This window comes from Aeromonas sp. CA23 (assembly GCF_002587065.1).
GTDB classification, from domain to species: Bacteria; Pseudomonadota; Gammaproteobacteria; order Enterobacterales; family Aeromonadaceae; genus Aeromonas; species Aeromonas bestiarum.
On sequence record NZ_CP023818.1, the window covers coordinates 3,381,046 to 3,406,335 of the forward strand.

Consider the following 25,290-nt stretch of genomic DNA (forward strand, 5'->3'; position numbering starts at 1 on the left):
ATACGGCGCTAGAACCAGAAGCCGATGATGAAGGAGCCAGCCAGGGTCAGCATGACGTTGGCCACCGCATAGGTGCCCGCATAGCCGAGCGCCGGGATGGAGCTGTTGGCCGCCTCGTTCACCACGTCCATGGCCGGGGCACAGGTGCGGGCGCCCGTGATGGCCCCCAGCAGCAGGGCCGGGTTCATCTTCAGCACCCAGATCCCGAACAGATAGCCCACCAGCACCGGCAAGGTGGTCACCAGCATGCCGGAGAAGAGTACCACGGCACCGACCTGGCTCAGGTGATCCAGAATGCCGCCGCCCGCCTTGAGGCCGGTGCTTACCATGAAGACGGCGAGACCCAGATCCTTGGCCAGACGCAGGGCGCCCGGCGGCACATAGCCGACCGTGGGGTGGTTGGCTCTCAGGTAGCCCATCAGGATCCCCGCCAGCAGCAGGCCGACGGCGTTGCCCAGACCAAATTCGAGCTGGCCGAATACCAGGGAGACTGAGCCTATCAGCAGGCCCAGCACGAAGAAGGTGGTGAAGGCCACCAGATCCGTGGTCTGGCTGTGGATGCTGATGAAACCTATCTTGTTGGCCAGCAGCTTGACCCGCTGCTTCTCGCCGCTGATCTGCAGCACATCGCCCTTTTGCAGCATGATGTTGCGATCGAACGGCATCTCTATCTGGGAGCGTACCACCCGGTTGAGGAAGCAGCCCTTCTCGGTGAGGTTGAGCTCCACCAGATGGCGACCCACCACGGCATCGTTCTTCACCACTATCTCTTCGGTGACTATCTGCAGGTCAAGCAGGTTGCGGTCGAACACCTCCTTGCCGTTGCGATAGTTGACGTCGAGCTTCTCGTGGCTCTCGGGATAGCCCACCAGGGCGATCTCGTCCCCCTCCTGGATGACGGCGTCGCCATCCGGGCTCGCCAGTATGCCGTTGCGGCGGATCCGCTCCACATAGCAGCCGGTGTGGGGATAGATGCCGGTCTCGCGCAGGGTGCGTCCCCCGATCCAGGCGGCGAGCTCCGGGCCGACCCGGTAGGCGCGGATGATGGGCAGATAGGTCTTGCGGCTCTCGCTGTCGGACAGCCCCCGCTCGCGGGCTATCTTCTGAGCCTCGGTGTTGAGGTCCAGCCGTGCCAGAGAGGGGAGGTAGCGCACCACCAGCATCAGCCCCACCAGACCCACCAGGTAGGTCAGGGCATAGCCGATCCCCATGTTGTCGAGCACGGGTTGCATGTCGGTGCCATGGGGCAGGTTGAGCAAGCCGCTGCGCAGGGCATCCTGTGCCCCCACCAAGGCCGGGGTCGAGGTCAGCGAACCGGCCAATATGCCGGCGGCCATGCCTGGTCCCAGGTTGAAGAACTTGGCCAGCCCCACCGTCAACAGCAGCGCCGTCAGCAGGATCACCAGGGTGAGGGTGATGTAGTGGATGCCGTCGCGCAGGAAGACGCTGAAGAAGTGCGGTCCCGCCTCTATGCCCACGCAGAAGATGAACAGCATGAAGCCGACGTTCTCCGTGGTGGCGGTGAACTCGAAGCCCATCTGGCCGAACAGCAGGGCGGTAAACAGCACGCCTATGGTGTTGCCAATCTGGAAATTGCCGAGTTTGACTTTGCCCAGCAGCAGGCCGAAGGCCAGTACCACGAACAGCAGCAGGGAGTCGCTTTGATGTAGCAGTGTCACGAAATCTATGGTCATGCCCGGAAAAACCGAGGAAAAAAGTGGGGCCGATATTGTGCCGGATCCCTCACCAATAAAGAAGCGTCAAAGGAGGATTAATCGGCAGTAAAGCGTCTCGCTGCCGCCATGGTCGAGGGAAACCTCGGGGCTGGCAGGAAAATAACCTCTATTTCCCTCTGTCTGCCCCGCTGTCAATGAGTGATTCCTGCTATCTGTGATCCCGGCCCGTACACCCAGCTTGAAAATTTATTCCCTGCTGTTTGGCGGCCAGGTTTGGCGTATTTTCAGCATATCTGACTGGGGACGATGGACCGCAATGGAAACGAGTATTGGGGGGCCGGATGGGGGGTGACCCATGGCGTACGGGATGGCGAAAAGATATCTGGAAAAAGTATCTGATCGCTGGCCTTTTGACCCATTCGGGGGGGCGCTCAAAAACAGCAGAAAATGGGGGCGGCAAGGAAAATGGGCTCTCGCTGGCGGCGATGGCCTGCGAGGCTAGGCCGCGACTGGCTTTGGCTGACTTACCCACAGAATCTGTGGATAACCCTGTGCGTGAAACTTGGTGATCAGCCTGCAGGCCGCGCCAATACTGGGGCGCAAGGGCTGTTCAAAAAATACCGGTAAAAAAATGTTTCTATAAAAATCAAATAGTTAGGTGTGACAGAACAAAACGCTGTCGGGGCGGGAGAGGGAGCAATGAGAGGTTGTCACCGCAGGGCGCGGCTTGTGCATTAAAATTGGCAGAGGAAAGCACTAAAGTGGATAACTTGCACCGAGATGGTGAGGAATTGGCTCCCCCGACTGGACTTGAACCAGTGACATACGGATTAACAGTCCGCCGTTCTACCGACTGAACTACGGGGGAACATCAGGCAAGGAGGGGCACTATACAGAGCTCGCTTTTCGAGGTCAATAGCCGCTTGGGCAGGAGAGTGGATACCCAGGCCACCCCAACTCGGAGTACACTTCTGCCTTGCCGTTTTTTGCCGGGAGTCGTCATGAGCAAGTTATTCCAGTTGGCCAGCCAGTTTGAACCCGCGGGCGATCAGCCAGAGGCGATCGCCCGCCTGCTCGATGGCATAGAGTCCGGCCTCGCCCACCAGACCCTGCTCGGGGTGACTGGCTCGGGCAAGACCTTCACCATGGCCAACGTGATCGCGACCCTGAACCGTCCCACCATGATACTGGCCCCCAACAAGACGCTGGCGGCCCAGCTCTATGGCGAGATGAAGGAGTTCTTCCCCGACAACTCGGTGGAGTATTTCGTCTCCTACTACGACTACTACCAGCCCGAGGCCTATGTGCCGACCACGGACACCTTCATCGAGAAGGATGCCTCCATCAACGATCACATAGAGCAGATGCGGCTGTCGGCCACCAAGGCCCTGCTGGAGCGGCGGGACGTGATCATAGTCGCCTCTGTGTCGGCCATCTATGGTCTGGGGGATCCCCAAGCCTATCTCAGCATGATGCTGCACCTCAAAGTCGGGGACCTGATCAATCAGCGGGACATACTGCGCCGCCTCGCCGAGCTGCAATACACCCGCAACGACATGGCGTTTCAGCGCGGCACCTTCCGGGTGCGGGGGGAGGTGATCGACATCTATCCCGCCGAATCGGACAAGCTGGCGTTGCGGGTGGAGCTGTTTGACGAGGAGGTGGAGCGGCTCTCCCAGTTCGATCCCCTGACCGGTGCCATCGAGCAGACGGTGGTGCGCTACACCATCTATCCCAAGACCCACTACGCCACCCCGCGCGAGACCATACTGGGCGCCATCGAACACATCAAGGAGGAGCTGCGGAGCCGCCGGGAGCAGCTGTTGTCGCTCAACAAGCTGGTGGAAGAGCAGCGCATCAGCCAGCGCACCCAGTTCGACATGGAGATGATGCAGGAGCTGGGCTACTGCTCCGGCATCGAGAACTACAGTCGCTATCTCTCGGGCCGGGCGCCGGGGGAGCCGCCGCCCACCCTGTTTGACTACCTGCCGGGGGATGGCCTGCTCATCATCGACGAATCCCACGTTACCGTGCCCCAGATAGGCGCCATGTTCAAAGGGGACAGGTCCCGCAAGGAGACCCTGGTGGAGTACGGTTTCCGGCTGCCTTCGGCGCTCGACAACCGGCCGCTGAAGTTTGATGAATTCGAGGCCCTGATGCCGCAGACGGTGTTTGTCTCGGCGACCCCTGGCCCCTACGAGCTGGACAAGTCTGGTGGCGACGTGGTGCAGCAGGTGGTGCGTCCCACCGGCCTGCTCGATCCCGAGATAGAGGTGCGGCCTGTCACCACCCAGGTGGACGATCTGCTCTCCGAGATCCGGCTGCGGGTCGCGGTGGAGGAGCGGGTGCTGGTGACCACGCTCACCAAACGGATGTCGGAGGACTTGACCGAGTATCTGGCCGATCACGACGTGCGGGTGCGTTATTTGCACTCCGACATCGATACCGTCGAGCGGGTGGAGATCATCCGCGATCTGCGCCTCGGCAAGTTCGACGTGCTGGTGGGCATCAACTTGCTGCGCGAAGGGCTCGACATGCCGGAGGTCTCCCTGGTGGCTATTCTGGATGCGGACAAGGAGGGCTTCCTGCGCTCCACCCGGTCGCTGATCCAGACCATTGGCCGTGCCGCCCGCAACCTCAACGGCAAGGTCATTCTCTATGGGGATACCATCACCAACTCCATGAGGGTGGCCATCGAGGAGACAGAGCGCCGCCGCGCCCTGCAGCATGCCCACAACCTCGAACACGGCATTACCCCCAAGGGGCTCAACAAGTCGGTGGGGGACGTGATGGACATGGGGGGCAGCCGCAGCGCGGGCAAGGCGGGCAGGGGCGGTCGCAAGGCCGCCGAGCCGCAAGGGGAATACCATGCCCGCTCCGCCAGCGAGATCGCCAAAGAGATCAAGCGGATGGAAGAGCAGATGTTCCAGCATGCGCGGGATCTGGAGTTCGAACAGGCGGCCGCGTTGCGAGACCAGATCCAGCGGCTGCGCCACGAGTTGATCGAAAGTTGATGGGCAAACGCTGGCTCATCTGGCGGCGCGTGCGTCGCCTCTATCTGGGCTTTCGCCACCCTGCTACCCCCTGGTGGGCCAAGGGGTTGGTGATCCTCATTTTGCTCTATGGCATCAGCCCGGTGGATCTCATCCCCGATGTGGTGCCCCTGCTCGGCTGGCTCGATGATGTGACTCTGCTGCTGGTGTTGCTGTGGGGCTGGGAGAAATGCCTGCCTGAACACGTCAGGCTGACGCTGGATAAACAAAACTGAATCAGTTCCCCTCTTAATCAGGGGTGAACAGGAGCCGGTTTTTTATCTTTTTCAGGTAAAAAAGGGAATCGATTGGATTTCGTTTTCCACTGATTAAAAAGAGCATAATAGGGAGATTGTGACCCTGAATGCATTGGCGTAGACTCCACGCCGTTCACTTTATGAGTATGAAAAAATGGATCTGATCCTGTTTGCAATCGACTTTATCCTGCACGTTGACGTGCATTTGAAAGAGCTGTTCGAAAACTATGGTGTCTGGGTTTACGCCATCCTGTTTCTGATCATCTTCTGTGAAACCGGGCTGGTAGTGACACCCTTCCTGCCGGGTGACTCTCTGCTGTTTGCGGCCGGAGCCCTCACCGTGGGCAGCGTGCTGGACGTGCATACTCTGGCTGGGCTGCTGATCATCGCCGCCGTGCTCGGCAACGTGGTCAACTACACCATTGGCCACTTCTTCGGCGAGCAGCTGTTCCGCAATCCGGACTCCAAAATTTTCCGTCGCGACTATCTGGACAAGACTCACGCCTTCTATGCCAAGCATGGTGGCAAGACCATCATCATCACCCGCTTCCTGCCGATCGTGCGTACCTTTGCCCCCTTCGTGGCGGGCATGGGCGCCATGACCTACCCGCGCTTCCTGGTGTTCAACTTGGTGGGCGGCCTGTTGTGGGTGCTCTCGTTCGTCTACGCCGGCCACTTCTTTGGCAATCTGCCTGTAGTGCGTCAGAACTTTACGCTGCTCATCTTCGGTATTATCGGCATCTCGCTGCTGCCCATGGTGATCGGCATGGTGAAGGCCAGGATGAACGCCAGCAAGGCGGCATCCTGATCCACATCTTGTATGGGTGAGAGATCAGCATGAGAAAAGGGGAGCCAGTGGCTCCCCTTTTTATGTGGCACAGTCTGGTTTAGCTGCAGCAGCGGCCCTTGACCAGGTTGCCGATGGCTACCACCACGAAGACCAGCAGGTAGGCGGCGAAGATGGCCACCAGCCACTGGGGCATGGAGAAGCTCAGGAACTGCCAGCTGATCTCGCTGCAATCTCCGTCCGGGAAGAACAGCCAGGGGACCCACTGATCCAGCGGCGCCCAGCTCGGGAAGTCGGCAAAGGGGCTGCAGACGTTGAACGGGGAGGGGTTCATCTGATAATCCACATGCTTGAGCGCCAGCTGGAGGCCGCGGAAGGCACTGTAGCCCCACAGCAGCAGGGCGCTCCAGCGCACATACCACTTCTGCGGTGCCACCATGCCGAGCAGGCCTGCCGATATGACCCCCAGCGTGGCGATCCGCTCATAGACGCACATGACACAGGGATGCAGGCCCAGCACGTGCTGGAAGAAGAGGGCGCTCAACTCGAGGAACAGGGCTGAGGCGGCAAGCAGGCCCCATGCCAGCCGATGGGCGGCGATACGTCGCAGAAACTCAATCATCTGGTTGATCTCACAGAAAAAACAGTGGCTGAATTAGAGCAGAGCAGGGGCTAAAAAGAAAGGGCCCAGGCGGGCCCTTATGGGATCAGTGCAGCGCCGGCAGCACCGCAGGCGTGACCTTGTCGAGCACCAGCCAACCGGCCTGATAGAACCACTCGGTCACCGGGCCGAGCAGCATCTCCACCGAGACGAAACCCACCAGCCCCAGCACCAGGGTATAGGGCAGCGCCATCCATACCATGCGGCCATAGGAGAGGCGCAACAAGGGAGCCAGTGCCGAGGTCAGCATGAACAGGAAGGCGGCCTGGCCGTTGGGGGTGGCGACTGACGGCAGGTTGGTGCCGGTATTGATGGCGACGGCCAGCAGATCGAACTGTTCACGGCTGATGGCGTTGTTGAGCAGGGCCGTCTTCACCTCATTGATGTAGACGGTGCCGACGAAGACGTTGTCGCTGACCATGGAGAGCAGGCCGTTGGCCAGATAGAAGAGGGCGAGTTGATCGTCCGGCTCGGCTGCCAGCACCCACTGGATCACGGGTTTGAACAGCTGCTGATCTATGATGACGGCCACCACGCTGAAGAAGACGGCGAGCAGGGCGGTGAAGGGCAGGGCCTCCTGGAACGCTTTGCCGAGCGAATGCTCCTCCGTGATGCCGGTCAGTGAGGTCGCCAGTACTATGACAGACAACCCGATCAGCCCGACGGCCGCCAGGTGCATGGCCAGCCCCGTGATCAGCCAGAGGGCGATCAGCGCCTGTACGATCAGCTTGGCCTTGTCTTGTGGGGAGCGCTCGGCCTCTTCGTAGCGGTTGTAATCTTCCATGATGCGTCGCACCGCATCCGGCAACTGGGCGCCATAGCCAAACCAGCGGCACTTCTCGACCAGGATGCAGGTGAGCAGGCCACAGAAAAATACGGGGACTGTGACCGGTGCCATGCGGATGGCAAACTCGCCAAAATGCCAGCCAGCCTGCTCACCTATGATGAGGTTCTGCGGCTCTCCCACCAAGGTGCAGACACCGCCGAGGGCCGTCCCTATGGCTGCGTGCATCATCAGGCTGCGCAGGAAGGCACGGAAGTCGTCCAGATGCTGGCGATTGAGTTCGTTGACGGAATTGTCATTGGTGTGGTCGTGTGGATTGCCGAAATCCTTGCCGGAGGAGACCTTGTGGTAGATGGCGTAGAAGCCCGTTGCGACGCTGATCACCACGGCAATCACGGTCAGGGCGTCGAGGAAGGCCGACAGGAAGGCCGATACCAGGCAAAACGCCAGGGAGAGCAGGGTCTTGGAGTGGATCCGGATCAGCAGCTTGGTAAACACGTAGAGCAGCAACTGCTTCATGAAGTAGATGCCGGCCACCATGAATACCAGCAGGAGCAGCACCTCTATGTTGGCCACCAGCTCATGCTTGACCTGCTCTGCCGAGGTCATGCCGATCAGCACGGCCTCAATGGCCAGCAAGCCACCGGGTTGCAGTGGATAGCACTTGAGCGCCATGGCCAGGGTGAAGATGAATTCAACCACCAGCAGCCAGCCGGCGGCGAAAGGGTCGAGATGGAAGGCGATCGGGTTGATCAGCAGAAATAGCAGAATGGCGGCCTTGTACCACTGGGGCGCATTGCCCAGGAAGTTCCTGGCAAAGGCTTGGCCTAAGCTGATTGGCATAATAATGGATCTCTATTTTGTTGTGGGTATCTGCGTCTATGCAGTCAAGACAGGCTCGACCAGAACATCCGGATGTTGTCCCTTATCAGATTGATTCCTCATGATTTTAATCAAAAATGGCTTTAACTATAAATAACATAGTGACCCTTGCCCAAGAGAATGTCCGTTTTATCGCCAGACGGCGGGGTTGGCTGGCACCCATGGTGGAAATACATACATTTATTTAACAAAATAGCCTGCTTATGTGAGCAGAGGACTGACCTTCTGCTTGCCAGCCCTCTCTGCTTTGCTATTATTCGTGGGCCTTTTTGCGTACTACAACAGAGTCACTACATGGTCATAAAAGCGCAGAGCCCTGCAGGGTTTGCCGAGGAATACATCATCGAGTCCATCTGGAACAATCGCTTTCCTCCAGGATCCATATTGCCGGCCGAGCGCGAGCTGTCCGAGCTGATCGGGGTGACTCGTACTACCTTGCGCGAAGTGCTGCAGCGTCTGGCCCGTGATGGCTGGCTCACCATCCAGCATGGCAAACCGACCAAGGTGAACAATTTCTGGGAGACCTCGGGTCTCAACATCCTGGAAACTTTGGCCCGTCTGGATCAGGACAAGGTACCGGATCTGGTGGCCCAGCTGCTGTCGGCTCGCACCAATATCTGCACCATCTTCATCCGTGGCGCGATCCGCAACAATCCTGAGCAAGCCGCCGAGATACTGCGTGGCGCCAATGCGGTGGACAGCACTCCGGAAGCGTATGCGGAGTTCGATTACCGTCTGCATCACCAGCTCTCCTTTGCTTCTGGCAACCCCATCTACGCCCTGATCCTCAATGGCTTCAAGGGGCTCTATAGTCGGGTTGGGCGTTACTACTTCTCTGACAAGCAGGCTCGTGAAACGGCGGATGCCTATTACAAGACCTTGCTGGGTCTGGCCGAGACCAAGAATCACGAGGCCGTGTTCATGACGGTACGCCAGTACGGCATCGAGTCCGGCAAGCTGTGGACCCGCCTGCGCCAGGACATGCCGAGCAATCTGTGCGATAACTGATTGCTGATGCAAAGAAAAACGCGCCTTCTGGTGCGCCTGAAATGAAACGTAATCTATTGAAACAAAAGGATTTGTTTTTGACAGCGTCCACACGTTGACCACATCGAGAAAGTAGAATGAAAAAGCCCCAGTCATCGCTGGGGCTTTTTTGTTAGGCAGACGTGCGAGTGACGTAAATGATCAACACCGCTATGAAAAAATGATGACGAAGATGCATGTACCATCCACAGTCCTTCACCAGATGCGGATTCCGATACGGCTTACTGCGCTCGATGTGCTCACCTACTTCTGGGTCTACACGTCCCATACCCTCATCAAATCGCTCTATCACAGACTGTCAGGTAATACCATCTCCATACAGTCTGCTTGAACGAATTAACAACTTATACGTTAGGTAGCATGTACGATTCATAGAGATCGTTTCAATTCACTAAGCTGCAAATCCAATCTGTAATTGGGATCGCGAATTCGTTCTTTTTCTGGGGGGATAGTGGCTATCCACCTCATCAGAGAATGGTGTTTGGTGAATCAATACAAAAAAGCGCTTTGGGCGCCTTATTTTAATAACTTAGATAATTGAAATAAAAGGATTTATTTCAATCAGTGTCCACGCTGTGACCACATTGAGGAAATCAAACTAAAGGTCCCTGCTAAGGCAGGGGCCTTTGGATCTGCCAGCTAGCCAACCATATGCATCACAGTGATAACTGCTCTTGCTATCCACTACTATCGTCAATACTCCAGCGGATAGTTGCTTTTTACTTAAACTTCGCTATCCGGTTCCACGGCTTGGATCTCAAAACGCCATTGCTCATCCAGGGGAAATCGGTTGATGAAGGAACGGGCATATCAGGGGAAGAAAATACAACCTCAAAAACCCGCCTGCGTCGCTGTTGGTCTTCTAGCAGTTAAGGCTGCATAGCCCAACTTCGGCGGCCTGCTTCCCGGTATCTGCATAGCTGATGCCCGCCAGAAATTCCTCCCTTAGTGCCCAACCACGCTAACCCGCTGGTGATGGTATGTCATGGGTATCAGAAACTGATTCGACATACGCATATGCCACCTCTATATCGTCATCCTGACCACACCAAGACTCCGCTTGTCGTGTTCCGGTATGGGGTATCTTTCGTCCTTTGAACTCATGGTCTTCTCTAGATCTGTACAACGTGACAGCCCTGGGGAAGGACGTCCATCACATCACTACACATTATATGTTCGACAGTATATGTCAGTGATTGTATATCTGTTCTCTAACCTCAATAAACCAAGAAGGAAAACCCACTAGCGCCCTTATATCTGAATCCCACCCCCCCTTACCAAACAGAGGTATATCAATTTTATCTGCAGCGTTTAACATTAGCTCAAGTAATTCTTCCTCTTGAATCTCATTAGCTTCCATCAAATAACCAATCCACTTATTACCAATGTTGACATGGTAAGCCTCATCGTTATTAATATTGTAAAATGCATTTGCTTCAGGCAATCGGTTCAATATGGTAAGTTCCTTGATAAGAGATAGGTTTATCTCAACAGCATTTCCCTCTTGAAGTATTTGCTGGATAACTAGGGACTCCAATAGCGAATTAGACTGCATGTAACGCGCGATAACGTTGTTTGTATATGACTGACTTTTAAGGTCGCCACCTTTTTCTATAAATAGTTGATAAATATATTGAGCGTGTCGAGCCTCATCCCAGATTTGCTTTGCAAAATCTAGTGTAAACTCTCTTGGCATGTTCTTATTTTTTAAAATTTGATGTGAGCAAATCTCCATTGCAGAAATTTCTACATCAACAAGAACATAGTACAGAAAAGCAATGTAGCTATCATTGTTTGAAACCAGTTCTTCGTTGCTATTGGCACTAAAGGTTTTCTTCTCACTAAAGGTCATATCATCTGATCTCGTAGGAGGAAACTCAGCAGTTTTTTCATCTCCTACAAAGGTCATTGATTTTGACAGTTGGCTTTTTATCAATTGGACAGTCTCAATCTCATGAGCAAGCAATACATCTTCCTTGTAGCTCAATATTTTGTTGCAACACTGCAAGACAGACTCTAAGTCATGTACCTTATATGAGTTGTCTGAAATAAGATTGTCAATAATAGGCGGTGATGCCATTGCTTTCAAGCGCCTCTCAAGGTGATGAGACGTTACCCATAAAGACGAAAGGTTAAGGCCAAATTGAATCTTTTCATCAATAATCCCCGAGAGAATGATCTGACTAGAGTTTGTGTATATTCGATTAAGAATCACATCAATAGTTAATGAGTAAAATTCTCTTAAATCATAAATATTAATCATAATCTAGCTCCAAATCCTCACCACCGAAGACATACTCTGTACTTCCGCTTATCACCAGCTCGGCAATCTTCCCGTAAACCACATTGTTAAAAAGATAACTAACAGATCTGTAGTTTCCTCCGAGCTTGTAAGCGAGTTTTGCTAACTTGGTTTTAAAATCTTCCTTAAATGAGATCTCTAATTTATTACTACTTGCATACTCAATAGCAGCACCATAATATTCATCGCTGGCGGCCAACCGACAGAGGGTTTCCTCTGATGGACGGTCAAGATGAAGGAAAAAATCTACTCTGTTCGCAAGTTCAGGTATAAAACCGCATTTAATTAAATCATTTGGGTTTCTAATGGGTTTTCCGTTAAAACTTCCAGTTAATACAAAAATCATGTTCTTAGTATTCAAATTTACGGTTGGTTGTGAATTTACTCTCGATACGCTAGGGTTGTTTATGCCAACCTCGATCCCATCTAGTGGCTTCAGTAGTGACTGTTGAATCCCAACCCCATTGACATCCTTACCAACAGATGGGGACGCGCATAGCTTATCGAACTCATCAATATGAACGATGCCTAGTTCAGCCTTATTTTTGTCGTTTTCTGTTGATAAATACAACTTCTCAAATATCGTTGTTGGATCTTTACCTGTGTACCCAACTTCGGACAAATCCTTGGCATCAATTGTAACCATTGTCCTATAGCTAACATTTGACATAATGTTAGCCAATCTGGTCTTTCCTGAGCCAGACTCACCTGATATCACGACACATTTTGCTTTTGTCTCGAATGCGCGAATCCCGTCACTCAGCAATATCGACAAAATTCGGTTTACCTTACTAATCTCGCTCCCGTTCTCAATAAGGCTCTGGTTTAATTTAGTTAAAATTTTCATTCACACCTCACTTGAAAGTCCATCTCTGTAAATTTTTGAGCAGCGGTTCAAGAAAGCAGGCGCAGCAGATCCAATGATACAAAAAATGAAAAGAGGCACAAAGGAGTCATACGCATTCACCAAAAAGAGCAAACAAACTGAATACCCAGCAGTAATACCCCTAACTAAAGTATCGCTAGCTAGGATTACTTCCCCAAGATGCTCTTGAGGTGTTACTGCTTGACCAAGAGTCATTCCAGATATCCGGAAATAGAACTGCCCCCACCCAATCATCAAAGCCATCACATACAGGGAATATTCAGCAAAACCAAAACTTGCTGATACTGCGATAGCGAGCGCTGCAAACAGCGTAGACATTTTGGCGAATGTCGCAGCTAAAGTTGGATGAATTTTTAGTATATTGTTTGACACCAAGCCATTAACAACAAAACCCGCACTAATAAGTGACAAAACTACATTTTGAATAAATGTGAACTGCTCATTTGTTGACGATGATTTTGCCACCATCATTGGTATCAGCACTATTAGACCAGTAAATAGTAGGTTGTTCAGAATCCTTGATATGGTAAGTCCTCGCAGAGCCGGACTGTCCATAATTATTTTATAACCACACCATAAATTTTGACTTTGCAGCTCCTTGTTTGATGTTAGTTGTCTCAACTCCTTACTCAGAACCCAAGGCAGGCAAGTTAAAAGATAAAATAACATGAAGAACATAAATGAAATTTCATGCCCGAAATACACCACAATACCCGCAGACAACAACGGAGAGACAATTACAGACGATTGCATGGCTGTGGTATATTTTGTGAATGTGTGGGCTTTGTCTTTCTTGTCTTTTATCATCTTATTTAGTGATGAGTTATTGTTCGGGTTGTCTAGACCAATGATGATAGAGAGACAAAAAACTATAGCCAAAATCACATAGATGTTATTTATAAAGATAAGTGGTGGTATCATTAACGATGAAAATAGTGGTGCAAAAAAGCCAATCCGAAACCCTTGATATCGAGCCAACAAACCACCGAGTAGAACCCCTGTAAAGCTAATGCCCAAGGTGTTGGCTATTGATACTGAAGATGAAAATGCACCAGAACTATCAACCAACTCAAGCTTAGAGATAGCTGTAGCAATAACGCCGATGCCAGAAAACTGAGTTAAACAGCCAACGAGAATGATTGCAAAGATATTCAATTTAAACCCCCTTGTTGCCCAACTTCTTTATTGATGTACTGCCTCCATTTCTCCAGTGATTCTGACGGAATATTCGGCAAAGCGCTAAAACCTAGTTCTTTGTAATAGCTCAGCTCAAGTGGGTTTTGTTGGCTTTGTTTTTGAAGGCCATCTACAAGTAGAAACTCAATGCCTGCGGATACCGTCGACATAGATTGAGCAAGGTAATATCCGCAAGCACGCCAGTACTGGTTACTTGGGTATCTATCCATGTAATTTTCTAATGATAGCTTTGGGTGGCATCCATCAAGGATTCGTTTAGGGCATCGGTATAGCGGATACCAGATATCAATATTGTCAATAGTTCTTACGGGGAATGGGGATAGGTTTTCACCACGAATAATTGAGTACATCGATTCAGCAAGAATATCCTCAAGGTTCAGGCCGGTTACAATTATATTTGTGTCGTTCTCTCTTGCAACATGACTCAAAACAAGACGGATCCCCAAAGTTCCAATAACTTCTAGGTCTGACTCTGGGTAGCATCTCTCGAAGTCTTCAGCCCAGCTTCCGCCATTCGTCTCACCACGAATAATGACATCAACCTCATTCGACTCAACCACCTTAAGTTTTAGACCAACATCTTCACAAATTTTATTCGCACGATGTAAACCCTTATCCCAATCAGCAATGCCCATCATCATTACTGGAATGATATTCTCTTTGGGGATGCCAGAATAAATAAGGCTAGTTAGAAGTGTATTTGAATCGCCACCACCACTAATGCCGACAACAATATTTTTATTGGTATAGTCTTCAACAAAATTTCCAGTGAACTTAAGCACCTCTCTATTCACAAACTCATGACACTCTTCCTGACTCATAAGAACATGCTTTTTGCTTGAGCCATCATGGTTATCAAAGGTGTATTCAGCCGTTGGCACTGAATTCGCATCACGGTATACATCCAAATCTTTACCAATAATTGCTTGATAGTCGATGTTACGATCAGCTCGAAAAACGATATCAAAGCCTTTATGCTGTTCTTCTAGCTCCTTTACAGTAGACGTTTGGAATGGGATGCACTCTGGCTTACCAGTATCATCTAGCTTGTATGCCGAAACGGAGTTGTATGGAATATGATTAGTTAAGAGAACATCCTTAACCAACATTGAGTCAGTATTACACTCAAGTAAATAATCGCCATGCGGTGTTATTAGTTTGAATCCATTCATTGTGTTTTACCTATCATCTGAGTAATAAAAAGAGGGGACTCAACTCCCCCTCTTGATTTTTAGAAATTACAATATAGAAACGTCTATATCGTTAATTATTAACCACTAACCACGCGAGTTGAGCTTCCACAGATATCACCTTCACCATTTTTACCAATGTGTGCTTTTGCTATAGCGGTAAGTGACGACAGGTTCGCTTTACCTTTAGTGTTTACTTGCGCTGAGAATACCTTGACTGATTTGTTAGTGGATTGTTTTGCATTTTGCATATTTAAATTTCCCTATTAACACCATCGAAACATTTCGAGGTAAAATCCTTTTATCTGATCCAATTGGAGCTGTAAATGCAAAAAAGAACTTTGTGTGACGCACATCACGATTTTTTTAATGTGGTTGTTTAATTTTTGTCCTTTTTCTGGTTTTTTTTAATTAAGTTTTTGATTAAAAACCTATCCCAAAAGGAAAGTTTCATCATTGCTGATGTGACAGGCGTTGTTGAATAAAAGATTTTTCCACTGGCTAAAAGCAACACGGTCCTAAAAATCCCATTTGGAAGCTGGACTCCTGTATCACAGTTATGGTGGTGTATAGATAGTTATGCTGATTCCAAAGGTAGAAACTGCGCAGATATGTGGTTGTTAAACAACGCCGATGTGACATTTGACTGTGAGCGGTAGCGTTGTTTCGCTGCATTCGTTCCTTTCAGGACCCTTTCGAGATCTATATATGGATCACTTGTGAATCTTCGGATCTTTTCCTTGCTGCCCGCCAAGCTTTTTGCCATAAGGCTTTCCAGTTTCTCCCTTGTGGTCAAACCAGATCCACCACCCCACCCGAGATCATCACGGAAAGTAACCGCTATCCTTTTATCCTCAATGACTTACCTTTTTCTTTGCCTAGATCTTGGGTGATCGTTTTCTCGAAAAACGATCACAAAATGCATTTTTGTGAAATTCTGAATTCCCCTGAAGAACCCAGCCACGGCGCCGGTTAGGCGATAGATTTGCACCATTTTATTTGTGCAAAAAATGCCACATTTTTAGCGCGAAGGTGGGGGGGGAGGAGTGCGGATTCCGTGAGCGGGGCGTTTCCTCCGTCGCGCCTGGGCTGCAGGGCAGGGGGCTGGCCACAAAAAAGCGACGCATGTGCGTCGCCGTTGTATGCGGTGTGATGGTCGGCGGGTTACTGGCCGGTTTCCCATCCCATCTTCTTGAATGCCTTGGCGGTGATGGCCAGCAGTTCGTCGCTGCTTGCCTGGGGGAGCATAGGGCGAGCTGGGGTCTCTACTGTCCAGCGGTGTTTCCTAGTCTCTCCGGTGTTTGTCCGGATGATGATGGCGGCTCGTCGTACGCTGAGATGCGCCTGTATCCACTTGATCGAGGGCTTGCGGTAGCTGCGGCGCTTGCCGCGTTCGGACAAGACTTTGTACCCCAGCGCACGCAGGCGTGTCGCCTGGCTGCGGGTACATGGGCTATCCGTTGGCTTAAATGGCTCCTTCTTCTTGCCCTTCTCTGATGTCCTCGGCTTGGCGGATTTGGGTGGCGTGGCGGTGAACGGCTGTGACATGCCCTGGTGGTTCTGGTTGGCGATCATCCCCGCAAAGCGGGAGTCAAAATCGATGATGGCCGCGTCCTCGGTACCGAGAGCGCGCAGGCGCTTGGAGAGGCCGGTGAGCCGCTTGTGCTTGCGCCTGCTCTTTGTCGGTGCCCACTTTGGACCATCGGGGGCTTTACCTGCCCGTATGCGCTGGCGGTTCACCTTGACCACCTCCCGGCCTATCTGCTGGGTGATGCGCCGGCGCTTGGTGGCGGCAGAGAGGCTGCGTCCAGGCGCTCCAGCAGGCTGAGCATGGTGCCCTGATTGATAGTGAGTGAGATCATCTGCACACCTCTATTCGATGATGGGGGAGAGCTGACTGGCCAACTGCTTGGCCTGTTGGCCATGTCCGGTCATGGCCTCGCTGTTACCGGGGGCTGGCCCGCTGCCATGGGTATGGCTGGCAGTGGCAGCGGCCAGCTGCTCCACCACGTTCATCAGCTGCAGCAGTAGCCGGAAGATGTTCACGCTGTTGGTCCCCATCCACGAACGGGGCGCCTCTAGGTGTTGCAGCTCGCCGGCGACTGCCCGGCGCAACTGCCCCACCACCTCGACCAGATCCCCGACCGTGGTCTGGTTCATATTGCCCAAACTCCCCAGGGTGAGATCATCCCCGGCCAGCAGCTCGATGGCCCCTGCGCCTCAATGAGCTTGAGCCCGCTTACCTCCTCGATGCTGGCCATGCTCCCCCAGGTAGTCGTCACTCTGGTGGTGCATCTGCAGGGCGCGGTCATACAGGCGCCGGTCGGTGCGGCTGAACACCTCGCCCCGTTGCTGCTGCAGCTGCTCGCCTGGGGCTATGTCCGGCAGGGACCAGCCACTACCGAGCACTGTGCGGATAAAGGGCCGGTCGGCCCGCCCGAAGGCGAACCCCAGTTCAACCAGCGTCCCCTCAAGGGGGAACTGCAGCTGGCCTTGCTCTTGCCCGCCGAACAGCACCGGCAGCGGTACCGCCCGGTAAAGTGGCGCCGCCTTGTCCGGCTGTTGGCGCGGCTGGAAGGGGATGATCGCGGGGGGGCGATATTGTGCCTAAGCACCGGGGCTCGCTGGCGTGAGGTAGTCGAGCTGCGGGCCGAGCATGTCGTGAATCGTCTTGTCACCTTTGTGGCCACCAAGAACGGCAAGAGTCATAGTGTGCCGATCAGCGCGGAGGTGGAGCAAGAATGGGTCGTGAATCGGCACGGGCTGCTGTTCCCATCGGCAAACTATTTGCAGGTGCGGGTACGCTCAAGGCAGTGAAGCCGGACATGCCCAAAGGGCAAGCCGTGCATGTGCTACGGCACACGTTCGCCACTCACTTTATGGCAAACGGTGGCAACATCCTGGTGCTTCAGCGGATTTTAGGGCACGCCACTATCCAGCAGACAATGACTTATGCCCACTTTGCCCCTGACTTTCTACAGGATGCAGTCCGATTTAATCCATTGAAGGGGGGCGGGGGTTAACGGCGGAGTGTCCACATCAATGACCACACCTGACCATGCGAGAGGGTGAATGAAAGCTCGTGAGAGCTATCAGCCCCGGATCAAGGGCTGTTGTTGAAAGCCAGTTATAACAAGGCTTTGCGCTGCAGCCCTTGATTATCCAGGGGTTGGGAATGGTGTGTACGAACCATGCCGACATAAAAAAACGCGCCAGAAGGCGCGTTTTTTTATGGCTGAAAGTAGCCTCAGGCCGGTTTCTTTTCCGGACAGCGGCCTATGATGTCGGCAGGCAGGTCGCCGTTATCCTGCTCCAGCACCACATCGAATCCCCATAGCTGATGCAGATGCCTGAGCACCTCGTGGCGGGAATCCCCCAGCGGGATCCGGTTGTGCGGCACATAGCGCAGGGTCAGCGAACGATCGCCCTTCACCGCCACGTTGTAGACCTGAATGTTGGGCTCCAGATTGCTCAAGTTGTACTGGGCCGACAGGGTATTGCGTACCAGTCGATAACCCTCCTCGTTGTGGATGGCGGAGACCTTGAGGTAGTTCTTCAGATCGTCATCGTCGATGGCGAACAGCTTCATCTCCCGCATCACCTTGGGACTCAGGAACTGACTGATGAAGCTCTCGTCCTTGAAGTTCTGCATGGCGAAATGCAGGGTATCCACCCAGTTGGTGCCGGCGTAATCGGGGAACCAGTATCTGTCCTCCTCGGTCGGGTTCTCGCAGATGCGGCGCAGATCGGTGAACATGGCGAAACCGAGTGCGTAGGGGTTGATCCCCGAGTAGTAGCGGCTGTTGTAAGGGGGCTGGTACACCACGTTGGTGTGGCTGTGCAGCACCTCTATCATGAAGCGATCGCTGATCTTGCCCTCGTCATACAGGTGGTTGAGGATGGTGTAGTGCCAGAAGGTGGCCCAGCCTTCGTTCATCACCTGAGTCTGCTTTTGCGGGTAGAAGTACTGGCTGATCTTGCGCACTATGCGCACTATCTCGCGCTGCCAGGGTTCAAGCAGAGGGGCATTCTTCTCGATAAAGTAGAGGATGTTCTCCTGCGGCTCGACCGGGTAGCGTCTGTCTTCAATTCCCAAGGCCTTGTGCTGCTTGGGCAAGGTGCGCCACAGTTCGTTGACCTGGGTCTGCAGGTAATCTTCCCGCGCCTTCTGGCGACGCTTCTCCTCCGCCAGCGAGATCTTCTGCGGCCGCTTGTAACGGTCTACACCGAAGTTCATCAGCGCATGGCAGGAGTCGAGCAGCTTCTCCACCGCATCTATGCCGTGTTTCTCTTCGCATTCGGTGATGTAGTTCTTGGCGAACAGCAGGTAGTCGATGATGGAGGAGGCGTCGGTCCAGGTCTTGAACAGATAGTTGTTCTTGAAGAAGGAGTTGTGGCCATAGCAGGCGTGCGCCATCACCAGCGCCTGCATCGGCATTGTGTTCTCCTCCATCAGATAGGCGATGCAGGGATCCGAGTTGATGACGATCTCATAGGCCAGTCCCATCTGGCCGCGCTTGTAGTTGCGCTCGGTGTGGATGAAGCGTTTGCCAAATGACCAGTGCTGGTAGCCGATGGGCATGCCGACGCTGGAGTAGGCATCCATCATCTGCTCGGCGGTGATCACTTCGATCTGGTTGGGGTAGGTATCCAGTCGATAGAACCTGGCGACCCGGGCGATCTCCTGATGATAAGTCTCCAACAGATCGAAGTTCCAGTCCGGGCCATCGTCTAGTGGCGGTACTTTTCTTGCGGTTTCTACCATATGACCTCCCTCACGCCGCTTGCTTCTTGAACAGCTCCCGGAATACCGGATAAATATCCTCAACCTTGCGAATGTGTTCCATCGCGAAGTGGGGGAACTGGCTGGCCACCGACTCATACTCGTGCCACAGGGTCTGGTGGGCGCGGGTGGTGATCTCTATGTAGGAGTAGTACCGCACCCGCGGCATGATGTCCCGCGTCAGGATCTCCCTGCATTGCGGTGAATCATCGGCCCAGTTGTCACCATCCGAGGCTTGTGCTGCGTAGATGTTCCATTGATGAGCTGGGTAACGCTCGTTGATGATGTCGTTCATCATTTTGAGCGCGCTGGAGACTATGGTGCCGCCCGTTTCCTGGGAGTAGAAAAACTCGTGCTCGTCCACTTCCTTGGCCTGGGTGTGGTGGCGAATGTAGACCACTTCCACGTTCTTGTAGGTCCGGCTCAGGAACAGATAGAGCAGGATATAGAAGCGCTTGGCCATCTCCTTGGTGGCCTGATCCATGGAGCCCGACACGTCCATCAGGCAGAACATCACCGCCTGGCTGGAGGGGACGGGCCGCTTGACGAAGTTGTTGAATTTGAGATCGAAGGTGTCGATGAAGGGCACGGCTGCGATCCGCCGTTTCAGCTCTCTGATCTCCTTCTCAAGCAGGGCCATTTCGGCGAAATGCTCGTTGGGATCGGCTGCCAGCAGGGTCAGCCGTTCTTCCAGCTCATGAAGCTGGCGTTTCTTGCCCGATTGCAGCGCCATGCGCCGTGCCAATGAGTTTTGCAGCGAACGCACCACGTTGATATTGGCGGGCACCCCGTTGGAGGTGTAGCCCGCCCGGTATGTTTTCACTTCCATCAGCTGGTTGAGCTGGGTTTTCTGCAGGCGTGGCAGCTCCAGATCTTCAAACAGCAGGTCCAGATACTCATCCTTGGAGATCTGGAATACGAAATCGTCAGCACCTTCCCCCTGATTGGATGCCTGGCCTTCGCCCGAGCCCTGGCCTGCGCCCCCTCCCTTGGGGCGGTCAATCTTGTCACCAGAGACGAATTGATCGTTGCCGGGATGCACCATCTCCCGTTTACCGCCTTGCCCCTGATGGAAATGGGGTTCGCCGATATCCTTGGTCGGGATGCTGATGCTCTCGCCCTTGTCTACGTCCTGAATGCTGCGCTTGGAGACAGCATCCGAGACCGCTTGTTTTATCTGCTTCTTGTAGCGGCGGATGAAGCGCTGCCGATTGACAGCGCTTTTGTTTTTGCCGTTGAGCCTGCGGTCGATAAAATGCGCCATAACTCCCCCTTGAACCACGGCAGGGTCAGGATGACTTGCGTACCCTGAGATACCATTCGGAGAGCAGTCGCACCTGTTTGCGGGTGTAGCCTTTCTCCATCATCCGTTCGACAAAGTTATCGTGCTTCTTCTGCTCCTCGGCCGAGGTTTTGCTGTTGAAGGAGATAACCGGCAGCAGCTCTTCCGTGTTGGAGAACATCTTCTTCTCGATCACGGTGCGCAGCTTCTCGTAACTGGTCCAGTTGGGGTTACGGCCTGCATTGTTGGCTCGGGCCCGCAGTACGAAGTTGACGATTTCGTTGCGAAAATCCTTCGGATTGCTGATCCCGGCGGGTTTCTCAATCTTCTCCAGCTCGCTGTTGAGCGATGCCCTGTCAAACAGCTGACCGGTTTCCGGGTCACGGTACTCCTGATCCTGGATCCAGAAGTCGGCGTAGGTGACGTAGCGATCGAAGATGTTCTGGCCGTACTCCGAATAGGATTCGAGGTAAGCGGTTTGGATCTCCTTGCCGATGAACTCCACATAGCGCGGGGTCAGATAGCCCTTGATGAACTCGAGATAGCGATCATGCAGCTCCTGTGGGAACTGCTCACGTTCAATCTGCTGCTCCAGCACGTAGAAGAGATGCACCGGGTTGGCCGCTACTTCCGCGTGGTCAAAGTTGAAGACGCGAGAGAGGATCTTGAACGCGAAGCGGGTGGACAGGCCATTCATGCCCTCGTCCACACCGGCATAGTCGCGATACTCCTGATAGCTCTTCGCCTTGGGATCCGTGTCTTTCAGGCTCTCGCCATCGTAGACCCGCATCTTGGAGTAGAGACTGGAGTTTTCCGGCTCTTTCAGTCGGGAGAGGACGGAGAACTGACCCAGCAGCTCCAGAGTGCCGGGCGCGCACTTGGCGTCGGTCAACTCACTGTTGATAAGCAGTTTTTCGTAGATCTTCACCTCTTCCGAGACACGCAGGCAGTAGGGCACCTTGACGATGTAGACGCGGTCGAGGAAGGCCTCGTTATTCTTGTTGTTGCGGAACTGCTGCCATTCGGATTCGTTGGAGTGAGCCAGCAGAATGCCGTCGAAGGGAAGGGCGGAAAGCCCCTCGGTACCGTTGTAGTTCCCCTCCTGGGTCGCGGTTAGCAGCGGGTGCAGCACCTTGATGGGTGCCTTGAACATCTCCACGAACTCCATGATCCCCTGGTTCGCCTTGCACAGCGCCCCCGAGTAGGAGTAGGCATCGGCATCATCTTGGGCAAAATGCTCCAGCATGCGGATGTCGACCTTGCCGACCAGAGAGGAGATATCCTGGTTGTTGTCATCGCCCGGTTCTGTTTTGGCGATGGCAATCTGATCGAGGATTGAGGGATTGACCTTCTCTACCTTGAACTTGGAGATGTCGCCACCGAACTCGTGCAGTCGCTTGGCCACCCAGGGCGACATGATGGGGCGCAGGTAGCGGCGCGGGATTCCGTACTCTTTTTCCAGCAGCTCACCATCTTCTTCGATGTCAAACAGACAGAAGGGGTGATCGTTGACCGGTGAGCCCTTGATGCGATAGACAGGCACTTTCTGCATCAGAGACTTGAGTTTTTCAGCCAGAGAGGATTTGCCGCCGCCAACCGGCCCCAGCAGATAGAGGATCTGCTTCTTCTCTTCCAGCCCTTGAGCCGAGTGCTTGAGGTAGGAGACGATCTGTTCGATGGCCTCTTCCATGCCGTAGAAATCTTTGAAGGCGGGATAGCGTGCGACGACGCGGTTGGAAAAAAGGCGACTGAGTCTGGGATTGACCGAGGTGTCGATCATTTCCGGCTCGCCGATGGCGACCAGCAAGCGCTCGGCAGCGGAGGCATAGCAGGCTTTGTCCTGCTTACACATATCCAGAAACTCCTGGATGCTGTACTCCTCTTCCCTGGCTTTCTCGTATCGCTGTTGATAATGCTCGAAGATGCCCATAACTTTGCCCTCGTTATAGTCGCTTACCCTGAAAAGAGTGGATCACTACTTTTGTTCTGTTTACCTCATTAAGCCTAGTCAACAGCCCCCAGTAATCCATCACCATCTATTGGTTTAAATTTGCAAGGGTACTTCCCGATCCTGATGCGGGAAGGCGCAATCAGTGACACACCTATGTTACTGACTGTTAAATTATTTTTGCCACGATAGTGAGGTAAATGTCAAAGACATAAAAAATAAATGTTTGCCAGAAAATGGAAAGAAGATCGAATTTATCGGGTCATCTGGCTGCAGCCTAGACAGGGCAAGGGGAGGGGGAGTGGCAAGATGGAAATGCATTACGTTTACGTCAGCGTAATGCCGTCTGTTTGGTGCTTTGACTCTAATTTTTACATTGACGCTACATTGCGACTGCTCTAGATTGGCCCTGTGTCAGGCAGTCAGCGCTTTAGCAAGAGAGTGGTTGGCTGCTGGATACAAAGCTCTGTTTAAGCACGTTTCCGTTGGCTTGACCCTCGCAAAAGCGAGGGTCTTATTTTTTTCAGCGCAGTGTGAACGTGCACAGAGATGATCAGTCGTTATGGGCAGGGTAAATCTGTGACACGGCAGCCAGCACGTCGGCAAACGGATGCATGGCCAGCTGGCCAAAGCCGGCCAGGCTTTTTGCCTTGACCCGGGTGGTCAGTGGCGTGGCGATGCCGCACAGAAAACGGGTCAGAATGCGAGGATGGCGGCTGTGGCACAAGGCGATCAGGGGATCGCACCAGGCGCGCAACCCGCTTTCGTTGGGCAGGGTGAGGCTAGGTAGTGGTGGCAGGACTGCGACCTCGCCACGGCAGACTGAGCAGTGCCCGCACTGGCTTGGCGCCTGCTCATCGGCAAAGTAGCGGGCCAGTTCATGGCTCAGGCAGCGAGTCGATGTAAAGAAAGCCAGCAAGGCCTGCAACCGGGCCAGTTCACTCCACTCCTTCTTCTCGAACAGGGCATAGAGCTCATCGGCCAGAACATCTATGTCTACCCCCTGGCGCAGGATCCGATAGACATCCGTCATCTGCTTGCTCTCCAGCTCGATCCAGCCTTGCTGCTGCAGATAATCCAGTGCCGCCGCCGCTCGCTGTCGCTCCCCCTGATAACCCTGCCAGAGTGCTTCGAAGTCCATGGTGCACCAGCTGCGCGCTTGGGGAGCACTGGCGAACAGCTGCTCCAGAAACTGGCGGCGATCCGGATTGAAACGGGCCAGGATCTCGGCCTTGTCCAGCACGAACTTGAAGCGATACTCGGCGAAATAGCTGTAGGCAGGCGCTATGATGCCCGCCATCTCCAGATAGACCAGCAGCGTCTTGAGCGGCAACTGACGGATGTTGGTGTCGTTGGAGAGGCGCAGCAGACCAAACTCCCACTCGTTGCCGCTTTGCTGCAGGATCTCGAGCAGCGCCACTATGGCGGTGCGATCGGGTGTATCCCCGTACACGAAATTCTCCAGCACGGGGAGTTGGGCGCGATTGGCCAGCACTATGCAGCGGGAAGGGAGCCCATCCCGCCCGGCACGGCCAATCTCCTGGCTGTAGTTCTCGATGGATTTGGGCAGATCGTAGTGAATGACCCGGCGAATATCGGCCTTGTCGATCCCCATGCCAAAGGCGATGGTGGCCACGATGCAATCCACCTTGCCTGCCATGAAGTCATGCTGGATCTGGCTGCGCAGGGCGGAGTCGAGCCCGGCATGATAGGCACGCGCCCTGATCCCCGTCCGTTGCAGCAGCTCGGCGCACTGCTGCGCCGTGTGTTGCAAGGTGACATAGACGATGGTGGGGGCGCCGGGCTCCCGTCGCACTTCCGCTTGCAGCCAGTTATCGCGTGCCTCGGCGGGCAGCGGCACGACGGCCAGATCCAGATTGGCGCGATAGAAGCCGGTGACGATCAGCCCCTCATCTTCAATATCGAACTTGGCCTGCATGTCGGCCATGACCGCCGGCGTTGCGGTCGCGGTCAGCAGCAACACCTGGGGGATCTTCAGCTCGCGACGGTAAGCCGGCAGTTTGAGGTAGTCGGGTCGAAAGTTGTGACCCCACTCCGAGATGCAGTGCGCCTCGTCCACCACCAGCATCGACAGCGGCACCTGCTGGATGAAGCGGCGAAAGCGCTCGTTCTTGAGCCGCTCCACCGAGATCATCAGGATCTTGAGCTGACCGTCACTGACCTGCTGCATCACCCGGCGGCTCTCCTCCGGCGTCTGGCTCGAATCCAGGGTCGCGGCGGCTATCCCCTTGCTGCGCAAGAAGGCGAGCTGGTCGTGCATCAACGCGATCAGCGGGGAGATCACCAGGGTCAGGTGGGGCAGGGCAAGGGCGGGCAGCTGGTAACAGAGAGACTTGCCGGAGCCGGTGGGGAAGATGGCGGCGGCGCTCTGGCCTGCCAGCAACCGGCTGATCACCGCCTCCTGACCGGGCCTTAACTGGTCGAAGCCGAAGTGGCGGGTCAACAGGGACGAGATCATGGCAGGACTCCAGTGCAAAACCGGCATGATACCACCACCAGTGAGTGTCTGGACGGCTATCCGGGGGGAAACAGCATCCAATTGGGCGCTGTTGATA

Annotated in this window: 16 protein-coding genes, 1 tRNA gene and 2 pseudogenes; 5 read left to right on the plus strand and 14 right to left on the minus strand. The window is 53.9% G+C overall.

Features of this window, described 5'->3' with window-relative positions:
- Nucleotides 1–8 precede the first annotated feature (8 nt).
- Nucleotides 9–1,694 (minus strand): aspartate:alanine antiporter, encoded by a 1,686-nt coding sequence (locus CK910_RS15770; protein WP_098983934.1) that lies wholly within the window; start codon nt 1,692–1,694, stop codon nt 9–11.
- A gap of 774 nt (nt 1,695–2,468) precedes the next feature.
- Nucleotides 2,469–2,544 (minus strand) — tRNA-Asn (locus tag CK910_RS15780).
- 133 nt (nt 2,545–2,677) lie between these two features.
- Here CK910_RS15780 and uvrB point away from each other — a divergent pair.
- The 3 genes from uvrB (at nt 2,678) to CK910_RS15795 (ending at nt 5,773) form a co-directional block, all read left to right on the plus strand.
- The gene (uvrB, locus tag CK910_RS15785) at nt 2,678–4,690 is read left to right on the plus strand and encodes an excinuclease ABC subunit UvrB (protein WP_098983936.1); all 2,013 of its coding nucleotides are present in this window, start codon (nt 2,678–2,680) and stop codon (nt 4,688–4,690) included.
- Nucleotides 4,687–4,944, plus strand: a complete 258-nt coding sequence (locus tag CK910_RS15790; protein ID WP_172955337.1) for a YkvA family protein — start codon at nt 4,687–4,689, stop codon at nt 4,942–4,944. Before uvrB ends, CK910_RS15790 begins: the two co-directional genes overlap by 4 nt.
- A gap of 175 nt (nt 4,945–5,119) precedes the next feature.
- Complete coding sequence (locus tag CK910_RS15795) at nt 5,120–5,773, plus strand: DedA family protein (RefSeq protein ID WP_098983938.1); 654 nt, start codon at nt 5,120–5,122, stop codon at nt 5,771–5,773.
- A 79-nt stretch (nt 5,774–5,852) separates the two neighbouring features.
- Here CK910_RS15795 and dsbB read toward each other — a convergent pair whose 3' ends face one another.
- Nucleotides 5,853–6,374, minus strand: a complete 522-nt coding sequence (gene dsbB / locus CK910_RS15800; RefSeq protein ID WP_042869989.1) for a disulfide bond formation protein DsbB — start codon at nt 6,372–6,374, stop codon at nt 5,853–5,855.
- A gap of 85 nt (nt 6,375–6,459) precedes the next feature.
- Nucleotides 6,460–8,040 carry a sodium/proton antiporter NhaB gene (nhaB, locus tag CK910_RS15805; protein ID WP_043139002.1) on the minus strand — a complete coding sequence of 527 codons (1,581 nt, stop codon included), beginning with the start codon at nt 8,038–8,040 and terminating at the stop codon, nt 6,460–6,462.
- 333 nt (nt 8,041–8,373) lie between these two features.
- On the opposite strand from nhaB, the gene fadR reads away from it, so the two are divergent.
- The gene (gene fadR, locus CK910_RS15810) at nt 8,374–9,087 is read left to right on the plus strand and encodes a fatty acid metabolism transcriptional regulator FadR (RefSeq protein WP_042869993.1); all 714 of its coding nucleotides are present in this window, start codon (nt 8,374–8,376) and stop codon (nt 9,085–9,087) included.
- Between the two features lie 1,228 nt (nt 9,088–10,315).
- Here the strand turns inward: fadR and CK910_RS15815 are convergent.
- The 6 genes and pseudogenes from CK910_RS15815 to CK910_RS24415 form a co-directional block, all read right to left on the minus strand.
- Entirely contained in the window at nt 10,316–11,389 is a 1,074-nt protein-coding gene (locus CK910_RS15815; protein WP_098983939.1) for a DUF455 family protein, read from the minus strand.
- Nucleotides 11,382–12,275, minus strand: coding sequence for an AAA family ATPase (locus CK910_RS15820; RefSeq protein WP_098983940.1), 894 nt, complete (start codon nt 12,273–12,275; stop codon nt 11,382–11,384). Before CK910_RS15820 ends, CK910_RS15815 begins: the two co-directional genes overlap by 8 nt.
- On the minus strand, nt 12,276–13,469 hold the full coding sequence (locus CK910_RS15825) for an MFS transporter (RefSeq protein ID WP_098983941.1): 1,194 nt from the start codon (nt 13,467–13,469) through the stop codon (nt 12,276–12,278).
- Nucleotides 13,466–14,683 carry a hypothetical protein gene (locus CK910_RS15830; protein ID WP_098983942.1) on the minus strand — a complete coding sequence of 406 codons (1,218 nt, stop codon included), beginning with the start codon at nt 14,681–14,683 and terminating at the stop codon, nt 13,466–13,468. Before CK910_RS15830 ends, CK910_RS15825 begins: the two co-directional genes overlap by 4 nt.
- Nucleotides 14,684–15,865: 1,182 nt before the next feature.
- Nucleotides 15,866–16,441 carry a hypothetical protein gene (locus tag CK910_RS15835; protein ID WP_253852708.1) on the minus strand — a complete coding sequence of 192 codons (576 nt, stop codon included), beginning with the start codon at nt 16,439–16,441 and terminating at the stop codon, nt 15,866–15,868.
- A gap of 132 nt (nt 16,442–16,573) precedes the next feature.
- Nucleotides 16,574–17,281: pseudogene (locus CK910_RS24415) on the minus strand (hypothetical protein); the annotation flags it as partial.
- A gap of 21 nt (nt 17,282–17,302) precedes the next feature.
- Here CK910_RS24415 and CK910_RS24420 point away from each other — a divergent pair.
- A pseudogene (locus tag CK910_RS24420) lies at nt 17,303–17,724 on the plus strand (tyrosine-type recombinase/integrase); the annotation flags it as partial.
- Between the two features lie 224 nt (nt 17,725–17,948).
- On the opposite strand, the gene CK910_RS15850 reads toward CK910_RS24420, so the two are convergent.
- From CK910_RS15850 to CK910_RS15865, 4 genes are all read right to left on the minus strand, one after another.
- Nucleotides 17,949–19,466: a SpoVR family protein gene (locus CK910_RS15850; protein ID WP_098983945.1), complete on the minus strand. Its 1,518-nt coding sequence runs from the start codon at nt 19,464–19,466 to the stop codon at nt 17,949–17,951.
- Between the two features lie 10 nt (nt 19,467–19,476).
- Entirely contained in the window at nt 19,477–20,748 is a 1,272-nt protein-coding gene (locus tag CK910_RS15855; RefSeq protein WP_098983946.1) for a YeaH/YhbH family protein, read from the minus strand.
- A gap of 25 nt (nt 20,749–20,773) precedes the next feature.
- Nucleotides 20,774–22,696: a PrkA family serine protein kinase gene (locus tag CK910_RS15860; protein WP_042868375.1), complete on the minus strand. Its 1,923-nt coding sequence runs from the start codon at nt 22,694–22,696 to the stop codon at nt 20,774–20,776.
- 571 nt (nt 22,697–23,267) lie between these two features.
- Nucleotides 23,268–25,193, minus strand: a complete 1,926-nt coding sequence (locus CK910_RS15865) for a RecQ family ATP-dependent DNA helicase (protein WP_098983947.1) — start codon at nt 25,191–25,193, stop codon at nt 23,268–23,270.
- Nucleotides 25,194–25,290: the final 97 nt, after the last annotated feature.